Source organism: Prosthecobacter dejongeii (assembly GCF_014203045.1).
GTDB classification, from domain to species: Bacteria; Verrucomicrobiota; Verrucomicrobiia; order Verrucomicrobiales; family Verrucomicrobiaceae; genus Prosthecobacter; species Prosthecobacter dejongeii.
This window is the reverse complement of sequence record NZ_JACHIF010000006.1, coordinates 165,321-186,005: the sequence shown is the minus strand read 5'-3', so window position 1 is coordinate 186,005 and position 20,685 is coordinate 165,321. Positions and strand designations below refer to the sequence as shown.

At 55.4% G+C, this 20,685-nt stretch carries 10 protein-coding genes; 1 reads left to right on the top strand and 9 read right to left on the bottom strand.

All coding sequences use genetic code 11. The features are described 5' to 3' along the window. Positions 1-5 precede the first annotated feature (5 nt). The 9 genes from HNQ64_RS15090 to HNQ64_RS15050 form a co-directional block, all read right to left on the bottom strand. Positions 6-2,858: a PSD1 and planctomycete cytochrome C domain-containing protein gene (locus HNQ64_RS15090; protein WP_184210054.1), complete on the bottom strand. Its 2,853-nt coding sequence runs from the start codon at positions 2,856-2,858 to the stop codon at positions 6-8. Positions 2,859-3,234: 376 nt separating this feature from the next. Then, on the bottom strand, positions 3,235-5,670 hold the full coding sequence (locus HNQ64_RS15085; protein WP_184210052.1) for a PPC domain-containing protein: 2,436 nt from the start codon (positions 5,668-5,670) through the stop codon (positions 3,235-3,237). 148 nt (positions 5,671-5,818) lie between these two features. Then, the gene (locus tag HNQ64_RS15080; RefSeq protein WP_184210050.1) at positions 5,819-7,153 is read right to left on the bottom strand and encodes a DUF1501 domain-containing protein; all 1,335 of its coding nucleotides are present in this window, start codon (positions 7,151-7,153) and stop codon (positions 5,819-5,821) included. A 98-nt stretch (positions 7,154-7,251) separates the two neighbouring features. Beyond that, on the bottom strand, positions 7,252-7,806 hold the full coding sequence (locus HNQ64_RS15075; RefSeq protein WP_184210047.1) for a hypothetical protein: 555 nt from the start codon (positions 7,804-7,806) through the stop codon (positions 7,252-7,254). A gap of 79 nt (positions 7,807-7,885) precedes the next feature. Next, positions 7,886-10,963, bottom strand: coding sequence for a TonB-dependent receptor (locus HNQ64_RS15070; RefSeq protein ID WP_184210045.1), 3,078 nt, complete (start codon positions 10,961-10,963; stop codon positions 7,886-7,888). A gap of 23 nt (positions 10,964-10,986) precedes the next feature. Continuing rightward, positions 10,987-12,267 carry a hypothetical protein gene (locus tag HNQ64_RS15065; RefSeq protein ID WP_184210044.1) on the bottom strand — a complete coding sequence of 427 codons (1,281 nt, stop codon included), beginning with the start codon at positions 12,265-12,267 and terminating at the stop codon, positions 10,987-10,989. Between the two features lie 334 nt (positions 12,268-12,601). After that, positions 12,602-14,560, bottom strand: a complete 1,959-nt coding sequence (locus HNQ64_RS15060) for a hypothetical protein (protein WP_184210042.1) — start codon at positions 14,558-14,560, stop codon at positions 12,602-12,604. A gap of 44 nt (positions 14,561-14,604) precedes the next feature. Continuing rightward, positions 14,605-17,373: a putative Ig domain-containing protein gene (locus HNQ64_RS15055; protein ID WP_184210040.1), complete on the bottom strand. Its 2,769-nt coding sequence runs from the start codon at positions 17,371-17,373 to the stop codon at positions 14,605-14,607. Positions 17,374-17,411: 38 nt separating this feature from the next. Next, positions 17,412-18,443 (bottom strand): hypothetical protein, encoded by a 1,032-nt coding sequence (locus HNQ64_RS15050; protein WP_184210038.1) that lies wholly within the window; start codon positions 18,441-18,443, stop codon positions 17,412-17,414. A gap of 544 nt (positions 18,444-18,987) precedes the next feature. On the opposite strand from HNQ64_RS15050, the gene HNQ64_RS15045 reads away from it, so the two are divergent. Then, a complete protein-coding gene (locus HNQ64_RS15045) occupies positions 18,988-20,658 on the top strand; it encodes an alkaline phosphatase PhoX (protein ID WP_184210036.1) in 1,671 nt (556 codons plus the stop codon). Positions 20,659-20,685: the final 27 nt, after the last annotated feature.

The following is a 20,685-nucleotide window of genomic DNA, read 5'->3' as shown; positions in this document are numbered from 1 at the left end:
AGGCTTTAATGATTGAAGTAAAACTCCTTGGAGTTCAGCAGTGCCCAGAAGACATCTTCGAGAGCCACCTGACGTTGGTCGCCTGCACCTGCGAGGGTCTGATTGATGGCCTCTTTCTCTTTGTCTTTTGGCAGGCGGCCAAAAACACGCAGGTAAAGATTCTCGACGATCTCAGCATCAGACTTCTTCTCTTTGATGAGCGTCGCCACCACTTTCCCCTGTTTGATGCGGTCATTGACAGCATCACCATTCATCAAATGCAGGGCCTGAGACAGGGTAGGCTCCATCTTCACTTCGCAGGAGCAAACCGACTCACGCTTGGCACGGCCAAAGGTGGTGAGGAAGTAGTTACTCACGGCACCGTCCGCGATCTGTACTGCACGAGCGCCCAGAGGCAGGCCCTGGAATTTGTTCGGTGTTTCGGTAATCTGGGAGATGGCATCCAGCAGGATCTCTGCACGCACACGGCGGACCTGGGCGTGGGAGAAGTTCTTCTTATCCCCCGCGTTGGTCTCATTCACCTTCGTGCTGCGCTGGTAGGTCATGGAGGTGCAGATGTCTTTCACTAGACGACGCATGTCATACTTGTAGTTCGTCAGGTTTTCCGCCAGAGCGGTGAGTAGCTCTGGATTGGAAGGGGGGTTGGAAACGCGCACGTCATCCACGGGATCCACGATCCCGAGACCGAAAAAGTGAGCCCAAACGATGTTGGAGATGTTGCGGGCGAAGAAAGGATTCTTCGGTGAGGCAATCCATTCAGCCAGGATCTTACGACGGTCTTCGCCAGGCTTGATCTCTGGGGATTCGCCGCCCAGGAACTTCGGCTTCATCACGGCCTGGGTCAGGAAGTGACGAGACTCACCGCCCTTGTTATTGAAGATGATGACTTCCTGCGGGTCGTCCGTGGCTTTACGACCAATCTGAGAGAAGAAGGCTTTGAAGCCATAGTAGTCATCCATGGTCCAGCGATCAAACGGATGGTTATGGCACTGGGCACACTGGATGCGCATGCCCATGAAGACCTGAGCAACGTTTTCGGTCAGCTTGAGTTGATCGAGTTCGGTCTGGTAGAAATTCACCGCTGGAGTGGAAACGGTACCGCCCGTGGAAGAGAGCAGTTCGGTGACAATCTCATCCAACGGTACATTTTTGCCGATGCGATCGCCCAACCAATTGTAATACAGCAGAGCATTTTTGTAAAATGGAGGCTGGTTGTTATTGCCAGCGATGCCGGAGCGGATCTGCAGCAGTTCCGCCCACTTCATCACCCACACTTCGGTGAATTCTTTGCGCTGGGTCAGCGAGTCCACCAGAGCCTCACGCTTCTTGGGATTCGCATCTGCCAAGAAATTTTTGATCTCGTCTGGCTTTGGATAGATGCCGATGACGTCAATGTAGGCGCGGCGGACGAATTCCTCATCCGTGCAGACACCGCTGGGCAGGATGCGCAGCTTGTGCAGGTTCTCATTGACCAGAGTATCAATGTAATTGTTTTCCACCAGCTTCGGACGCTCATACTCCAATTTCGCAGGGATGACGAGCACCTGAGCGGTGACGCTGTAAACATCAAAACGAGCCAGGGTAAAGGCTGCGCCGCGATCACCGCTGGTGACAAGGCCATCTTTGTTGATAGAAGCCGTTGGGTCATTGTTGGACATGAACAAGGCTAGCTTCGTCACATCGCGATCGGTGCCATCGGAGTAGGTGGCGCGGACGGTGATCTGCTGGGTATTCCCCTGCCCTTCCAGGACGATCTGTTTGGGGAACACCTCAATGCCAGTCACCTTCGCCACGGTTGGCGGGTCATACTGCGCGCCGTTGCTGATCCATTCCAAAATGGCTTTGTTATACTGGGACTCGGGCTCATAGCACTGATTGCCTGAGTGAGGCACCGCACCCACGGCTTTTTCCACGAGGGTGCTTTCCTCTGGAATGGCGAGGTTCACACGACGACCGACCATTTCACGGGTGAGACGAGTATAGTCGCCCTGGGGGTCCATGCCGAAGAGGCTCAGGCGGAAACCGTCCTTACCGCGAGCTGCGCCGTGGCAACCGCCGGCATTGCAGCCACCGCGGAGGAAGACGGGCATGACATCCAGATTGAAAGAAATGGCACGTTCTTTCTGCCCGCCATTCAGGCTCACGGGAGCCTTTACCGTGGTGCTGCCGAGCGTCGCCATCAGTTCTGTTGAGCCAGCATCGGCCACGGGCTGCAACACATCTCCCGTTAGGCTGGCGACCTTGGCATCTGCCACGCGCAGGTTGGAAAATTTGGTGACGTCGCGGGTGGTGGCATCCGCAAAGGTGGCCATGACGACGACTTGATGAAAATCGCGCTTCGTTTCCAGAGCAAACTTGTCTGGGAAGATCTCCAGCTTCGTCATGGAAGGCAGCTTGGCATTCAGCTCAGCCAGGGCCTTGATCTCCTCGGGGCTTTTGGCACGAAGCGTCAACCCCTGCGGCCAGTGCGCTCCCTCAGCGATCCAGCGCTTCAGTAGGTCCACTTCATTCGGTGCTAGAGGACCACCTTTGGGAGGCATGACATCATCGTGATCCGCAGGCAGGACCACACGCTTCAGCAGCTCACTTTCATCTGGCTTTCCAGGCACCAGCGAGGTGCCCGAGTCACCACCTTTGATCATGGCCTCAGCCGTGTGCATGAGGAGCTTGCCTTTGACCTTGTCCGGATTGTGACATTCAAGGCATTTGCTTTCTAACACCGCCTGAACTTGGGCGAAATCCACCGGAGCAACGGCTGCGGCAGCAGCAGGCGCGGGGGCCGGATTGGCAAACGCCCACGTGGGCGATACCGCAAGGCCTAAGAGGGTGAAATGGCGAACGAAGCGAGGAGTTGTCATGGAGACGAATTGGGGCTTGAGACATACCTACGCGGCCCGTGACGCTTTTTTTCGATAATGGACAAAAATCACACGCAATCAGTAGGTAAACTTCACGGGCACGAATTTCAGTCGATCCTGAAATACGCGGCTCAACCCCACGCCGATGCAGATGAGGAAATGCTAAACCTGCCATTTTCTGGGTTCCACCTAGATCTCAAATAACGGCGAATAGGCCATGCGACTGCCATACCACGGAATGCACCTCTGGATTTCAAGACCTAGCTCCGCCTTTGCAAAATGAGTTACCACCCTCAACGCAAAGATGCGTCTGTGCCATCACGGGCAAACAGACGCATCTCAGGATTCTGCTAAATAGGGCGATCTACATTGCGGATCATTTTCCACCAGCAGCTTCCTGACGGAGCTGCTCCAGACGAGAAAGCGGTTTTGGCGCAGCCGGTTTAGCAGCTTCTTTGGGTTTATTCTCAGCCACCACCGCAGCCGCTGGTTTGGCGACGACTTTGCGCGGGGCATCAATGCGTAGGATGGAACCAAGCGCGATGCGATGTGTGGTGGTGCCGCCGGCCACCGGAACGTCCACACGTACAAACAGGTTCCCTTGTTTGCCCACAGGGGATTTGTCGTGAGTCTTCACCTTGAAGGAGACTTCCTTGGTGTCTTTGTTGATCTTCGCGGACTCAATCGGGATGGTCTCAGGAACACCTACGATGGAGGCTTCCGCTTCGCCTTCGAAAGGCTGAAGGGTCTCTAACTTGGCCACCATGACCGTCTCCTGCCCCTGCTCAACGGCGGTCAGAGGAATCGCAGGTGCATTGACATAGGCGGGGGCGGTGGTGACTTCACAGAAAGGGGAGGCATTGTACACACGGCCATTGCCCGCATCAGCCTCCCCCATGACGGTGAATTTCCAAGTGCCTGCGGGGGTATTGGCATTCGCATCCAGCACGAAGGTGCATTCGTTTTGGCCTTCCGGGATGGTCTGCTCACCCAGGGTGCTGATGCCATTGGGCTTCCAGACCATGAGCACGCGGATCGGAGCTTTGAACCCCTCTTTGCGCTTGGAGATCACCTTTAAATTTAGGATGCCATTATTCACCAGCGGGACGGACGGCTTGACGATTTCAAGCGAGTAAGGAGCCTCCTCCACGACAGCCACCGGCACCTTGTCCTGAATCTCTGTGTAGAACACGACGTTACCTTGGCGAACGATGTCGAACTCCTGGCGCATGGTGCCAGTGATTTTCACGTTGGGGTCCACGGCTTTCAGAGTCACAGGCACCGTCGCATGGCCAAGAGGAGCGTCTGGGGCGGCTTCAAACATCAGCGGCATACCGGGCTGGTCCTTCGGAGCCATCTCGGTCAACAGCTTCACTCCAGCAGGCAGATTTGCCGCGTCGAAGGTGAAATCTCCGCCCACATTGTTGCGTGAGAAATTGACCAACAACGCCATACGCCCCCCCTTCGGCACGGCCATGAACTGGCGGTAGTGAGAATCATTCACTGAGTAATGCGGTGAGGCAAAAGTAAGCTCAGGCTGGCTGGCTACCATCTCCACGCGATACACAAAGTTAGGGCCACCGCGCTCAAGGTGATCGGCAATGCTGACGAAGTACTCGCCATCGGCAGGGATTTTGACCGTCTGCTTGCTGTCCAGACGACGGCGACCACCGCCATCGTCATTGGAGCCCAGACGGCCTCCTTTAGCATTGTAGATGCCAATCACAGTATCCAAGGGAGAGCCCAAGCTCTGTGCGAAAGCCTGCACAACCACCTGCTGATCTTTTTTCAGAGCGATCTTGAAATAATCAATGTCGCCAGGGGCTTCGATGACGCCGTTGAGGGCCACCGGCTCCCCAACCGTCACGACGGTAGCTTTAGCCTGTTCATTGTTAGGCTCCACTTCCAGAGAGTTGTCAAAGGGCACCAAGCGGAAAGGGTTTCCAGACGGGGCAGCCTCGGCACCTTTGGCAAAGATCATGAAACCGGGGTCCTGGACCTCAGGCAATTTCACTTCTTCTTCAGAGACACCTTCTTTATCAATGAACCGCACCTTCGTTGTGCTGCCCAGCTTACCACCTGCGGGATACACCACGTCTGGGCGGCGGAAGTTGCCCACATGCAGGCGGTAGAAGTTGTTGCCACCGCCCCGGTAGGAAGACTCGCGGACCATGACGTAGTAGTCACCATCGTACTCCGCCACGAAGCTGCAGTAACCATCCTGACGATGCAAAATGGTATCGTCCGAAAAGGCTTTTTCAAAACGGTCCTTGTCCAGAATGGCGATGTAGGGATCAAACACGGTGTAGCCCAGGCGGAGACCATCGGCCTCCAGACTGATGCGCTGGCCTTTTTTCACGGTCAGTTTGAAGTAGTCCACATCTTCATTGGTGATGAGACCTTCCACCGTTTGGTCAAAGCCAATGGTTTGCGCCGTGTCGAACTCTGAGTTAGGCTCTTTCTCTTCCACATTGGGGAAAGGGCCCACAAAAAATTGACGGGCATGTGAAACCCCCGACCGCGTGCGGATACGCATCAAGTGATTCCCAAGCTCCACATTCGGCGCGATGGTCAGCGTGAGCTCCACCTTGTTCTTTTCCACTTTCTCTACGCTTTTCTGCGTGAAGCCAGGAGAGAAGAAAATGAGGCTTTCAAAGTCATCCAGGCGATTGCCCGTGACGGTGAGTTTCATCTCCGTGCCACGCTGGGCACCATTGGGCTTGGTGGTATTAAACTCCGGGTAGGCAGCATGCAGAGATGCTCCTCCGAGGAAGACCATCGAAAGCCGGGTGAGGAAGAAACGGAGGTTCATAAGCAGAAAAAAGGATTCGGGTATAACTACGTGAGGATGACACTGCCTTATTGCAGAAATCAGCGATCCAGAGAGAGGGGACGGAATGTAAAAGGCGGCATGGATGGCTCCACACCGCCTTTAAATTGAGGTATCCGTGAAGGAAGGATCAGGCGATCCACTCGTTCATGATGCGACCACCGTTGACGATATCAATCGGGCGAGCTCCATCCGACATGATGCGCTTCTCGCTATTGATGCCGAGGAGGCGATACATGGTCTTGGCCAGATCTTCTGGACCGACAGGATCACGGTCTGGCTCACCACCGAGGGAGTCAGAAGCACCGTGGATGTAGCCTTCTTTGACGCCGCCGCCAGCCATGGCCACCGAGAAAACGCGTGGCCAGTGGTCACGGCCATTGGTGGCATTGATCTTCGGTGTGCGACCGAACTCAGAGCTAACCATGACGAGGGTCTTCTTGAGCATACCACGGTCTGCCAGATCGGTGATGAGGCGGGCAAAAGCCTGATCGAAGTTAGGTGCCTGACCGTCGAATGCGCTCTTGATGTTGCTGTGGTGATCCCAGCCACCGAAATTGACGGACACCATACGAACGCCAGCCTCAACCAAGCGACGTGCCAGGAGGAAACGCTGACCTGCGCTGTTGCGACCGTACTCATCACGGAGTTTGTCGGTTTCTTTGTTCAGGTCGAAAGCTTCACGAGCCTGGCTGCTGCTGATCAAGCCATAAGCGGCCTGATAGAAACTATCCATAGCATTGATGGAATCTGCCTTCTCGACGCTACGGAAATGCTCATCCACAGTGCTCAGGAGAGAGCGGCGGCGGTCGAAACGCTTGTCATCAATGTCCTTCGGCGTGAGCAGGTCACGCACCGTGAAGTTTTTGTCCGCAGGGTCACTGCCCAGGGCGAAGGGACCAAAGGCACTGCTCATGTAGCCGGTGCCCTGCTCAGGGGCGATGACGTTTGGCACTGCCACGTAAGGTGGCAGATTGTTACGGGAACCCATCTCGTGAGAGATGATGGAGCCAAAGCTCGGGAATTTAATGGCCGGGCTTGGGCGGTAGCCCGTGAACATGTTGTGCGTGCCACGCTCATGAGCGGCTTCACCATGAGTCATGCTGCGGATGACCGTCAGCTTGTTCATGATTTTGGCGATGTTTTGGAATTTCTCACCCACGTATTCCCCGGGAATAGAGGTCTTGATCGGCGTGTAAGGACCACGGTAATCGGGCGAAGCAAATGGCTTCGGATCCCAAGATTCATGCTGAGCCATCCCCCCAGGCAGATAAATGTGGATGATCGAATCAGCGATCGGCTTGAAGCTCTCCACCTCAGGAATGTTATTGGCAGCCTGCAAGCGCAGCATTTGCGGCAGACTCAGACCGAGACCGCCCATCATGCCGACGTACATGAAGTCACGACGGCTAGCTCCAACACGGAGATCAATGTGATTGCCTTGGCAATTGGGGTGCATTTTCATGGCGCAGGGAGGAGGAGTTTTATACTTGAGCAGTGGGGATTACGCCTGCCAAAACCCCTTCTTGCAGAATCGGAAAAAGTTTTTTCCGAGTTGAACCTTTATTCGCCTGAGCTGGAATCCGTATGGCGCGCCAATTCTGACTTACGTTCTTTGACGATTTTTTCAAAATCCAGTGGGCGAGAAAGCATGGGCGGCAGGTGCTGCGGCTTTTGCACCGCAGCTTTGACCTCAATGGCCGGCTCAGCAGGAGTAGCCGCAGTCGCCGCTTGCGCACGAGCCCCCCAGTGGGTGAACACGCTGCATACGGTGACCAATAAAATGAGTGACATCACCGCCGCGATCCCCAAAGACAGGCGGCGACTGGCGCGGGCCACCTCAGGGTCAGCCCGCATTCGGTCAAAGGCTTCTCCCTCGAACTGCCTCTGCGTGAACGCATCCTGCGAAGCTAGGTTGGGTGCCAATTCACCCACCAGCAGTGCCTTGCGCTTCACTCCTGTCGCACGCTCTGCCACCTGCAGCATCAGCGCCTGCCCGCAGGACGGACAGGAGCGAGAACGGGCGACATCCGTGACATGAACTTCCACGGATTTTTCGCAATGAGGGCAGATGATGGGAACCAAAGGCATCTGAAGGAAGGGGGGAGCAAGGATCATGCCCAAAGACCTGCACATGGCAACTCTGGATCTCTTTATACCTTTGTAAGCTTTTCAGAAGTGCCAGATTCCCCACATCTCACCAGTCCACCGTCATGCTGAGGGAAAAACCGATACCCGTCTGCCGGGTGGAGTGAATCGGGCGCCCTTGGTTATTGAAGTAGCGAGTCACTTGGGCATTGAGCACGTTTTGGGCGCGCAGGCTCATGCGGGCGTTTTTGGCCACTTTGTAGGTGACGCCCAGGTCCAGCGTGGTGAAGGGTTCCTGAAAGACATCCGGATCCTCAGGCCGCCCACCCACCGCAAAAAGCTGAGGGCCGGTGATATTCAAAAACGCGCCGTAAGACAATGGGTATTCTGGATTGTCATACGTCAGGTTAAAATTCACGATGTAGTCAGGCTGCCCCTGCAAGCGACGGCTTTTGCCAAAGAGGCTCGGAACCGTCGCAGGATCCTCCACCGTGCCGCCGGTGGTGACAAAGTCCGGTCGAGTTGCCTGAGACTGGATATACGAATAGTTCGCCCCTAACGAAAAGTGGCGAAGAGGTTCCCCGATGAAACCCAAGTCCCGCTGCAACTCGAGCTCCAAGCCATACACCGAACCTTCGACCGAGTTCACATAACGGATGATGTCCACATTGCCACTTTCCTGCGAGAGTTCGATGGGTTTGTTGATGCGCTTGGCAAAGAAACTGACGCCGAGCAAGCTGCCGGGAGTCGGATACCACTCCCACCGGGCATCGTAGTTCATAATGGTGGAAAGTTCGAGATCCACGTTCCCGACAAAGATATCCCCAGATTCCACATTGAGGAAAATAACCGGAGCCAACTCTTTAAACGATGGCCGAGCCACCGTGCGCGCCACCGAAGAGCGTACTCGCATGGTATCGGACATCTCCCAGTTCGCGGAGAGGGCGGGCAAAAAGTGCTGCTCGGCGATGATAGCGCGACTTCTTTCCGTGATGCGCGGATCATTTTGAGCATCCACATTCCCTTCAAAAGCGGCATTCAACAACTGAGTGAGCACCGGGTCTGCACGGCCTGCCTCACTGAGCAAAGCAAAGCGCAACTGCTCCTCAGGGTAGAGGTAGATGGGGGTGGACTGGATATCAATATCCGTCGTCTCCACACGGCCGCCCAAGCTGATGTTCAAGCTCGGCCCGAGATCAAAGTCTAACGTCGCGTAACCTGCGGCCAAAAGCTGGGAAGCGGAGTACATTTCCGCATCGTTCGAGCGGTAGAGATATGTAAACTGCCGGACGCTGGTCAGCGGGCCATTGTTTAGGATTCCATCGGGGTCAGAGCCCACAGGGGCATTGCCAGACAAAAACTCATCTCCCCACGTTGCTCCAGGAAATCCGGGCTTCAGCGGATTTGGGAAACTGATGTTTTCGGACCCGCGACGGTAAGCAAATGAATCCGAACGGAACTCTCGATTGCTCACATCCAGGAAGCCGCCGAATTTCAATTGAATCCGCTCCTCGTCAGCCCCCTCAAAAAGATCCGTCGTGATGTCGAACCGACCCGAGTAGTTTTGATCATGCAATTCGCGCCAGATGCGCTGGAACTCAGGCACGGTAGGCACGCCAGGGAAAACGCCATAGGAGCCATTGTTCACGTTGTACAAGCCTCTGACAAAACGGTGGTCGGGCTCAAGCTGGGAAGACTGGTTGTAGGCCAGGCCCCATTCCACTTTCAGGTCTTTGCCATTGATCATTTCCTCGTGTTTACCGGCGAGTTGCATCACCTTCAACTCGCGCTCCGTGTAGGTAATCGACTCTCGATAATCTCTTTCATCAGCATTGATGATGCTGTCATCCACGAGCCCGTACTGTAAGGTAGCGCGATCCTCTGCCACTCGATTAAAGAAGTAGGTGAAGACAATCTCGCTGCCTTCTTCAGGCTCAATCCCGGCTGAGACGAGAAGGCCTGCACGCATGGTCTCTTGTCCTGAGCGCACGGTCGATTGACGACGGAGGATCTGCACCTCCCCCGCATTGGGCAGCCCGAGACCATTGAAAAAGTAACGCCCGATCTGGTCGTCATCATTGTAGATGTATTTTTTCGAATAATCCGCAGCGATGGTGATACCCGCAGGTGCACCCATGAACTCGGTCCTGTGGCCCATGCTGGCTTCCAGTGTGAAGTCCACCGGGGCACTCACCTCTTGCGTTCCCATCACCGGGCTCAGGGCATCGTTGGCTTTTTGGCTGAAAAGGCGAATCGGATTGTCCGTGCGAGTCAGGCCATCTCCCACGCCGCCAGCAGACTGGTCCAGCAGATCCGGCAAGTCCGCAGATTTGATGAAGTCTGGCAGCCTGCGAGAATCCGCTGTGCCGAAAGTCCCTGTGCCACCACCTTTGTAACTTAAAAACTTATCATTGCCTGTGGACTGAGTGTTGTAACCTGTGCCCACCTTGAATTTGACGAAGTCTTCCTCCGGCACGGACTTGGTGATGATATTGATCGTGCCACCGGTGGACTCACCATTCAAATCTGGCACGAAAGTTTTGCTCGTGCGCACGTCTTCAATCACCGCGCTGGGGAAAAGATCCAGAGCCACGGCACGGCGGTCAGGGTCAGAACTGGGCACGCGCAAGGAATTCAAACTCACGACGTTGTAGCGGTCATTGAGACCACGAACGACGACAAATTTACCATCAGCCACGTTCACGCCGGTCGTTTTGGCCAGCAGCTTTGCGGCATCACTTGCACCGGACTGCGTGATGAACTTAGCGCCCAAGACATCACCAAAGCTTTTCATTTCTGTGCGCAACGTCAACGAAGAAACCGAGGAACTCGTGTCCACCAATTCCTCTGCCGAAACCACAAACTCATCCAATTCCACCACCTCAGCCGTGAGGCTCAAAGAAGCTTCACTGACGCTACCGGGTGTCACGACGATGCCCGTCTTGCGCTCGCGGATGAAACCGCCACCCGTGGCCAACAAGGCATACTGTCCAGGGGGTAAATTGTTGATGAAAAAGTTACCATTTTCATCTGTCGTTGCGGCAAAGCCTGTGCCTTCGAGCTGCACGGAGACACCAGGAAGAGGCACGTAAAAGTCCGCATCTTGGACGCTGCCACGCAGGCCCCCGTTGGCCCCTTGCGCATGCAAGTCACCGCTCCCCAGCCACAGAGAAAAAACGACGATCAAGTATAAGCACCGCGCCATCATCTTCAATCCTTCACCTCCACATCTGCTGGATTCAGAATTTGAGTCACTTCCGCAGACACGGGGCGTGAAAGGGTATTGTAGTGCAGGCAGAGCCGCACCGCTGTCTCAGCCAAGAAGCGCGGATGGGCGTGAGAACGACCTGCACGTGCCACGGCCAGCAAGATAGGCTCCGCAGCGGCAGCGCCGTCCAGTCTCTCGCGCTGCTGGGCGATGAGCAGCATGGCGGCTGGTGCCTCCATGACAAAGATTTTAGGAATCGCCGCTTCCGCCACCTTCAGCCAAGCACGTGCTTCGTCAGGGCGCTTCCAATCCACCAAAACTTCCGAGGCCGAGGCCAAAAAGAGAGCCTTCCACTCCACGTTGTCCGAGTAGGCCTCACAGCATTTCAAAAAGAGATTCATGCTCTTGTTAGCCAGCTTAGCCTGCCCACCCGCATGCGCTGTGCGGGCGAGATCCAAAAGCACCCGCTGCGCAGAAGGCAGCCCAGCTTCCATGGACATGGTGCCGATCTCTTCTAAAAATGGCAGCGCCAGTTCAGTGTTGCCTTTTTTGAACTGCTGCTGGGCACAGGCTAACAAGAAGCGTGCTTTTCGCTCATCATTTCCAGGCTCAGTCAATGTCACCAGGAGTCTCTTAGCATCCAGCAGGCTGAGGGCGGGAAGAAGGTCTGCCGCCTGAAGCTGAGTGTTGAGGGACAAAAGCTCTAATTTCCCCAGTCCGTCCTCCATCTTTACCGCCTCTTCTTTGCGGCCTAGATGATAAAGAGCCAGAGCGCAGCGCGCGCGCATGAGTTCTGCGGCCAAACCTGAAACTTGGTTCAATTCTTTCAAAGCCACTTTGAGGTAAGGCTCAGCCTCTGCCTGACGCCCAGGGAGAGCAGCCAAGTAAACGGCTATTTCTGCATGGGCCGTGCCTTTGCCACTGCCTGGAAGGCGTTTTGCCAAATAAGCAGCGCTGTTGAAATCGCCTCGGTTTGCATAGGCCTTGATGATTTCCAGCATCCAGACATTAAATTCTGCCACATCAGCCGCCAGTCCCACCGCATAGTTTTCAGCTTGATACAGGGGATCTGTGGGGCTGACATCCCGTGGAGTCACATGCTTTTGAGATTCCTGCACCAGCCGCGCAACGAGATCGTCACTCGATTCACTGCCTAAAACCATCGAACTAGTAGCCAATGCAGCCACACTCAAAAGGGGGCCACACCACTGAAGGCATACCCGCAGAGAACGTTGGCGGCACGCACGGTTTGGAGGGTCACTGATAGCAAAAGGAAAATCCATAGATCTACCGCCCGAGGCTAGGTGGGCGGCCTTGATATGTGCTGTGACTCGCCTTCGGAGAAACCTGATTAAGGTGACAAATCAGTCACTTAACGCTCAACGGTTTTGTCACAGATTGTCAGATTCAACTCTCACCCCAGGGAAATGGCTGAGTGAAGGTATCTGTCACAAACCCAATCAGTGCTCTTGAGTCATTCCGTGTTTGAGCTGGGGAAAAACAAGGGAGGGGAAAGAGATGCCCTAGCATTGACAAGGAAGCCTTCATTCGAGGCCCAAAAAAGCGGGGCGACCCGTGTGGATCGCCCCGCTGATTAAGGAAGACTGGAGATACCTATTACTGAGGGATCACGCGGTAATGGACTGGGCTGCCTGTGTAGGCGTAGGCAGCGTCCGCCACGGTGATCTGACCAGCGGCTGCATTGCTGTCAGCAAACACTTGGTTAGGAGCATCCACTGTGGAGTTGTCCTGAACAGTGCCGATCGGTGCCCAAACGCGACCATCAACGGAGCGTTCGATCACGTAGAGTACTTTATCAGCACCAGAGGTTTCATCCATATCTGCCGCGAAGGAAACGGAAACCGTTGCTCCAGAGACAGCCAGGGTGACGCGAGGGCGATCCACATTGGTGGTGGTCATCAGTTCCGTAGCGTGGGTCCAGGTCCAGCCAAAGAGCCAGTTGTTGTCGCGCATCGCACCGCGATAACGGATGGGGGAGAAGAAGTCTGTAACTCCGACTCGGGAAGGCAGCGCCATCGTGAAATCACGAGCGATGCTGCCGACGTCTGTATCATTCACCAGGCGTGGGTCCAGGCCATTTTTGGTGGCGTGGCCTTTAGCACGCAACTGAGAGATCGGAGCAGCAGTGACGGTGGTGAGGTCGTTGTTTGCATCCGCACCCGAGCTCACCGTGCCGATATTGAAATACAGCAGGTTAAACACATCGCCGTCTGTGCCGTTCACGTTATTGCTGGAGGCCGTGATGGAGTTGCTGATTAAAACCACGGCAGCAAAGATGTCTTCAGAGATCCCGTTGGACCACTGAGCAGATGTTCCTTGCAGCAGGTTAAGGGAACTGTCATTGCCAGTTGGCAAACCACCTGTGGCATCTTTGTTACCGATGAAGGTGAAGTTGAATGTGCGAGAGTCTGTCTCTGGAGTCACCCCAAGAAGGTTGTTTTCAGAACCATCCCACTCGACCATCTTGTCACTCACAGCAGCGGTGTTACGACCGATGAGGGTATTTTCACCGTAGCCGCTACGGACGTAGGTTTCATTGTCATTGATACCAAACAAGTGCTGAAGGTTACCCGAGTAACCGAAGTCACCGTCGAAGGCATCATCGCCATTGAGAACAGAGGCCAAGTAACGAGCATTGACATAACCACCGAACCACTCAAAGCCGTCATCCGCGTTCTGAGCGACTTCTTGGAATTCCATGACCGTGCCGCGGCCCACGCCACCCAGGGTGACGCCGTTGATTTCGTTGTTACCTGTGAGGTTGAAACCACCGTAGCGGTGGGACCAGAAACGAATAACACCACTGTTATCGTTTTCATCCACGCCGCCGAAGAAACCCACAGGAAATGCAGTATCAGGAGCAAAGACAGTGCCTGCACCATCCGCGTCAAATGGCGTAGCCAGAGTCGTCGTGGTGGAAGTCAGACCTTCGATCAAAGCAAAGCCAGTGCCGTTTCCAGTTGTCTTCGTGAAAAGATTTGGATAAGCGATGGTGTCAACACTGTGAGCGGTGCCGTTCCACTGGAGGTTGCTTGCATCCCCATCACTGTCATAACCCAGAGGGCTGCGACCCAAAAGCACCAAACCACCGCATTCTTTGGAATAGGCGAAGGCGTTCGAGAACTGAGGACCTGAGACAGAATAATCCTTGGGAGCAATGGCGACAGTCCCGGCGTTTCCAGTCACGTTGACTGGGATGGTATTGGCACCACCAGGAACGAAGGTGTCATCCACGGAGGTGAAGATGATCGGATCATCCACGGTGCCGTTTCCGATGATCTTCGCACCGCGAGTCACCACGATGGAACCCGGGCTATTGGTAAAACCAGTCACCGTGGAGCTAAGAGCACGAATGACGGTGCCGGGTTCGACGGTGAGTTTGGCTGGAGGCAGGACGTAAATGACCCGTGTGATCACATACACGTTGTCACGTGTAAAACGAGTGTCGGAGGCAATGTTGCCGCTGATCTCGATGATATCAGCACGCGCCGTGCTGAAGGCACAGCCGAGGGCCGCGCAGGCGAGACCGAAGGCTTTCAGATTGGGTAGCTTCATAAAGGAATAAATGGGGAGTTCGTCGTCAGTTTCTTCGATCAGGATTAGTCAAGAGCAGGAGGAGCTGCAGGAACATCCAGGCTCATGAGACCCGAGAGGATTTTCGAAGTGGTGATGGTCGGGGTGGCTTCTGGAAGGATGTAGTAACCCAGACCGATGAGGTTGCTGCCTTCAGGGATGACCACGCCTTCGAACTTGCCAGCGCGCTTATCCGTCAGTGCAAAGCTGCCGGTGATGAGACCGGTCTTCGCATTGATGGCCAGCTTCGTCTTGGCGGTATTCGTACCAACGAGGATTTTGTTAGCCGCCTGCAAGGTGACCAGGGCTTCAGCCGCGGAGGCATCTGCACCACCAGTGAGGCTGAGTTCCACGTTCGTATTGGCAGCCTTGTTCAGCAGCACCAGCGGTGAAACAGGAGCCACATAGAGGCCACCCAGGATCACGTAGGCTTCCGCAGGATCAGTGATGGAGAAGCCGGCAGCGTAGGTGCGCTGTTTGGCCGAGATGTCGAAAGGACGGTTTTGAGTCGCCGTGCCTTCGATGAGGTTGTCGTTCGTGGAGTCAATGATCAGGCGACCATGGATGGAACCTTTCGTGACGGTCTTGTAGAGAGTCTGGAAGAGGAAGACATCCCCTGTTGGGCTCACGAAGGAAGAGGTGGTGAAAGCTTCGCCATCGGCAGTTTTGCCTTTGATGCTCAGCTTACCATCTGCAGCGACGGTGAAGGAGCCAAAACCAGCGCCCTGGGGCACGGAGGCCTCTCCGATATTGGCATTGCCTTCTTCAAAGCCAATCGCGAAATTGTAGAGACCTTTGTAGTCGTCGGCAGGATTGAGCTTGGTGCTGAAAACATTGCGATAACCATCAAAGTTCACGTCGTTCTCGGTGTCGCTGATAAAGCCGTTGACGAGGTTGTCGCCTTCGATTTCAAAACCGACCAACAGGGGAGTGAGGCCACCCGTGCGAGCCACGGCAAACGAGGCATATGGGACATCGTCATTGAGTTCCAGGAAGCCCTTCACAGGCAGCGTGACAGCGCCCAGGTAAAGCTTGCCAGTCAAAGCACCGAGAGTGGAGACGGTCAGTTCAAAACGACCACCCAGCTCTGCACCAGGCAGACCAGAGTCGGTGTTGCGATCGATCGGGCCGACGTAGCTACCAGCCAAACCAGCCAGTTCAGGAGAGGCGTTGACATTGATGACGACCGTTTCGGTATCCGTGCCAGCGCGGTTTGTCACCGTCAGGGTGACGGAGATGTTCTGTGCGGCTTTGGTCGGGCGACCACTGATGAGGCCGGTCTTGGCATCAATCTTCAGACCTGCTGGGAGACCACGAGCAGCGTAGGTGAGAGGAGCCTTCACAGCACCCCCGAGAACTGGGACACTGAAGAAGTATGTGGAGCCGATTTCAGCATCTGGCATGAGAGCCACGGCTGCTGCATCCAGCTCAGGAGCCTGGGTAAAGACATTGAGGGTGCGGATACCGGAGTTCTCACTGTCCGTGCCAGAGGTGATGACGCAGAAATAATCGCCTGAGTCAGCTTCCTGGACACTGCGTACGAGGAGGGTCTTGGTGGTGACACCGGAGTATTTGGTGCCATTCTGCAGGGCATTGATGTCGCCCACTTTGAACCACTGGAAGCTCTGCACCTTACCTGCGGTCAGCGTGGTGAGGGAGACATTGCCACCGACAGCGCTAGCGACCACGGCTGGAGTTTTATCAACGACGACGACTTCCGCCTTAGCGCTCGTGACGGTGCCTGTGCCAGCGCCAGGGGCATTGGTCACACTCACGGTGTAAGCACCGGCCTGGGCGAGGCTCATGTTTGGCAGCACCAGCTCTTTGGTGGTCGCACCGGCGATGTTGGCACCTTTTTTCCACTGGAACTGAAGATTGCCAGTCGCCACGGCTTCGGTATTCAGCTCCAGGGTATCACCGACAGCGAGGACGGTGGAAAGAGGCTGAGTAAGGATCGTTGGCTTCGGCGTATTGACCGTCAGAGAAACGGTGTTACTTGGCACATCGGTGGCCAAGTTGTTGCTGACAAGGACGTCATAGACGCCGGTGTCTTGGGCCACCGAGGTCGCGAGCACCAGGCTGCTAGCAGACTGGTTCGGGATGATGACTCCGTTTTTGCGCCACTTGAAGGTCTTCACTGGGGAACCGTCTGTGGTGGCCGTGAAGGTGACGGCTGTCCCTGCATTGACCACACCGGCTGGAGCCACAGCCAGCGTCACTTCCGTGACGGCTGTCTGAGCACCACCCAGCACGTGAGAAGCTGCACCTGCGCCGATGTCTGCACCGCCTGCGCTGCCAACGTGGAAGGTGAGACCTGCCACGCCGCTATCGGGGGAGGCGAAGGTGTCTGCTACCACGGCATCTGCTGCGGCCCAAGTCTGGTTGGAGGAAGCGATGAGCTGCTGCGTCACTTCTTCAGGGTTCACGCTGTTCAGAATCCAGATGTAAACTTTTTTACCTGCGATGCCAGAGGCGTAAGAGGTGCCTTCATAGCTGATGGATGAATCATAGCTGATGGCCTGCTGGTAGAATCCGTTGATCGCATTGACACTGAGGTCACCGCTGAAGGAAGCCACCTGGATAAAGGCTGCGTCCAGAGCTGTAAAGTCGGAGACATTGGCGGCGAAGTCATAGTTGTCTGGGAAGACACCAAAACGCACCGTGCCGGAAGCGATGCCAGCGAGGTTGCCATCGAGAGAAACACCGTTACCCAGGTTACTGGAGTAAAGATTGGCCGCTTGGCCGCTGCCCAAAGTACCCAGCGCCAAAAGCGCGGAGAGGAATATTTTTTTCATGGGTGAAAGAGAAGTATGAAGAGAGAGATAGAGAAAAGTTACTCAGCGAAGGGCTCCTGAAGAGCGAACCCCACCGAGCCAGCCTGCTCCTTGAAAAGGATAGCCTTGCCGGGGGAGACGAGCGTGGCGCCTGCATCTGCCGTGTTGTTAGAAATGGCGCGCCAGCCGATGCCACCGAGACCACCTGATTTGTAATAGTAACCGGAGAGGACGCCGTCCTGCTCAAGGTAGATCACGTCTGCACTGGCAGCGCCGGTGCCCCCGGTGACGTAGGTCTGCAAACCACTGGCAGCCAGCGTGGTGCTGACGCTGTAGGGGTTATTGATGACCTGGAAGCCTGTGTTGGCATCGAAGGTCTGACGACCTGGGAGGGTATCTCCCGTGAAGGTGATTTCGATGTTGGCTGCGCCGTCAGCCTTGCGAGCCACCAAGATGGCGGCGCCTGGAGCGATCTCTGTCGCGCCCGCGTCTCCTGCGGTAGGCGTGGCGGCTGCGCGCCAGACATCCGCTGTGCTGTGGTAGAAGTAACCGACCAATTCACCCGCAGAAGCTAGGTAAACAATGTCAGCCGTTGCGGAGGATTCACCCTCTTTGAGGTTGGCGCTGTTGTTAGCTCCGAACAGGCTGGAAAGAGTCGCCAGTTTATAGATCACAAATTCATCGCCCACGTTTGGCACGACGGCGAGAGGAGTGGTCACCACTTGCTCGTTTTGAGCGGTAATTTTGGCCGCACGACCATAAGCATTGGTGCTGACGCCAGCAGGAGCATTGCTACCCGTGCCACGCTGATCCACACGGCTGGTGATCTTGATGGCGTGAGGAGTTGAAAGGGTAGGAAGAACCGCCGGGGAAGAAGCCAGTGTCAGTTGACCTGCATTGACTGCACTCACTGTACCACTCGCCACAATGCTGGCGAAGGGCATCCCTAGGAGCGTGGATTTGCCAGCAGGCAGATCAGTCGTCAGCACGCCAGCCGTGCGGCTGACTGGCAGCAAGTTTTCCTGGCCGCACAGTGGGCTGGCGCTCAGCGCCGCCAGTGCCAGCCATCCGAAGGGAGAGCGTAGTTTCATTGTCATGATATTGAGGTGGTCGTGGAGGTGCGAGGGTTCTGAAGCACCGTCCGCCGACATGAACCCACTTCCCCCCACGGGACAAAAGCTCCTCAGCAACACTTTTGTCACCTACCCCTTTTCTTAGTGAGGCTCAGTACCTCGCTAGGTCTTTTGGGTACGTGCACTGGCGGCTCGACAATGGTTTCCATGCGACGTTTTCGTCACAGTAACTTTTGACACATTCTCCTCTGACTGACTCGACCACGCCGAAACGGATGTCACTCACGCCTGCCAACTCGTTTTGAGCAGTGCCCTGCTTTTGTGACATCAGGCTGACCGAATAGAGTCATTTAAAAGGCACCTAAAAATCAAAGATCCGATTTAATCTTATTATTCCGCTTTTGGTTAGGTTTGAAGATTTTTCACCAAGTACCATCGCGTGACATTTCCGCCATGAGGCGGAAGTGTTACGCAGGCTTGTTTGTGAGCAGCTTGGACATGGGCTTGGGATGTGAATGCCGATGGAATGACATTTCCTAACGCCTCCTTGACCCATCTTCTCATGAAAACATCCACCACCTTTGCTGCGAGCCTTCTGCTCGCTTCCGCCGCCTTCGGACAAGGCTTTCAGACTTCGGAGTTCTCTTATTTGACTCCGGCTCCAGGCGCTGATTTCACCTATCAGCCCATCGTCACCGTTGGTGACCGCGTGCCATTGACTGGCGATGCCAGCAAGGATTTCGCTTTTGTGGGCATCCCTGATGCCATGGGTCTTTATAAAGACAAGGTCACCAATGAGAATATCCTTTTTGTAGCCCATGAAATTCCTAGCAACGTAAACACCGCGCCATTTCCTGGCATGCCTAAATACAAAGGCGCTTGGGTTTCTCGCTTCGTCATGGCTGCTGGTGGCGGCATCAACAGCGCTGCACCTGCACACTCCAAACTCTTTTTGGAAAACACCCAGGTTTCGCTCACCCCACCCGTAGAAGGTGATACCAATGGTTTCACACGTTTTTGCTCCGGTGCTTTTTGTGGCCGTGAGTCCGGCCTGGATCGCCCCTTCTTCTTTACCAATGAAGAAAGTGGCAGTGGTAACTATGACGGCGACGTGAAAGGCTCCCAGACAGTGGCCATCGCAGACGGTAACATGTACACCCTGCCGGACCTGGGCCGTGTGGCGCGTGAAACCACCGTTGTGCAACCGCGCCGCGACTCCCTCACGGTCATCATGTCCACGGAAGATGGCAACAACCCTTCCTTTGTTTACATGTATGTTGGTCGTAAGCAGATTCGCTCCACCAGCCCGCTGGACCGCAATGGCCTGACCAACGGTAAAGTCTATGTGCTGTGCGGTCGCGATGCCCGTCACAATGAAGGCACCTTCTTCACTGGCGCACTGCCAACCAAGTGGAAAGAGATCCCTAACGCGGCCAATCTCTCCGCCACCCAGTTGAACACCGCTGCCGATGCCATCGGTGGTTTCGGCTTCATTCGCGTGGAAGACCAGGAATTTGACCCGGCCAAGCCGACTCGCAGCCTCTTCCTCGCCACCACTGGGGGCAGCGGCCCGAACCGTCTGGGTCGCCTGTATGAGCTGACCATGAACCCATCCAACCCACTGGCGAATGGCACCCTGAATGTGGTTTACAATGCTGACACCATCGTCACTCCTGGTGGCACTTTCACGGGTACTGTCGGTACCTTGCTCGCGGCCAATGGTGCCACAGGCTCCTTGGGTAACTACACGGGTGGCAACATTGACAATGGCCGGGACTTTGCTGTCAGCATCGATAACATCGCTGTTTCCAATGACTTCATTGTCATTTGCGAAGATCGTAACAGCCCAGCAGATGCTGTCTTTGCAAAGTATGCGCGCAACGGCGGCCTCTGGACGCTTAATCGTAACAATGGCAACTCCGCAAAGCTGCAAAGCACCTTCAACTTCGCCGGTGTGGAGGCCCGCGATGGCCACTCGGCCATCACTACGCGTGGTCTATGGGAAACTTCGGGAGTCATCCGCTCTGACGAAATTTTTGGTGTAGGCACTTTCGTGATCGCCGTCCAGGCGCACCGCACCAATGTCACCCTGACTCCTGCCAGTGGAGATTTAGCGACCTCCATCCGCACCAATATCCCGAAACCTGCTGGTGGCACCTACACACGCGCCGAAGCCGTGAGCCTCTTCGCTGAAGATGGTCAGGTGCTGATCGTGCGCCCCGTCGCTGACTGATGACCGGCCACTCTTCAGGTTAGTTGC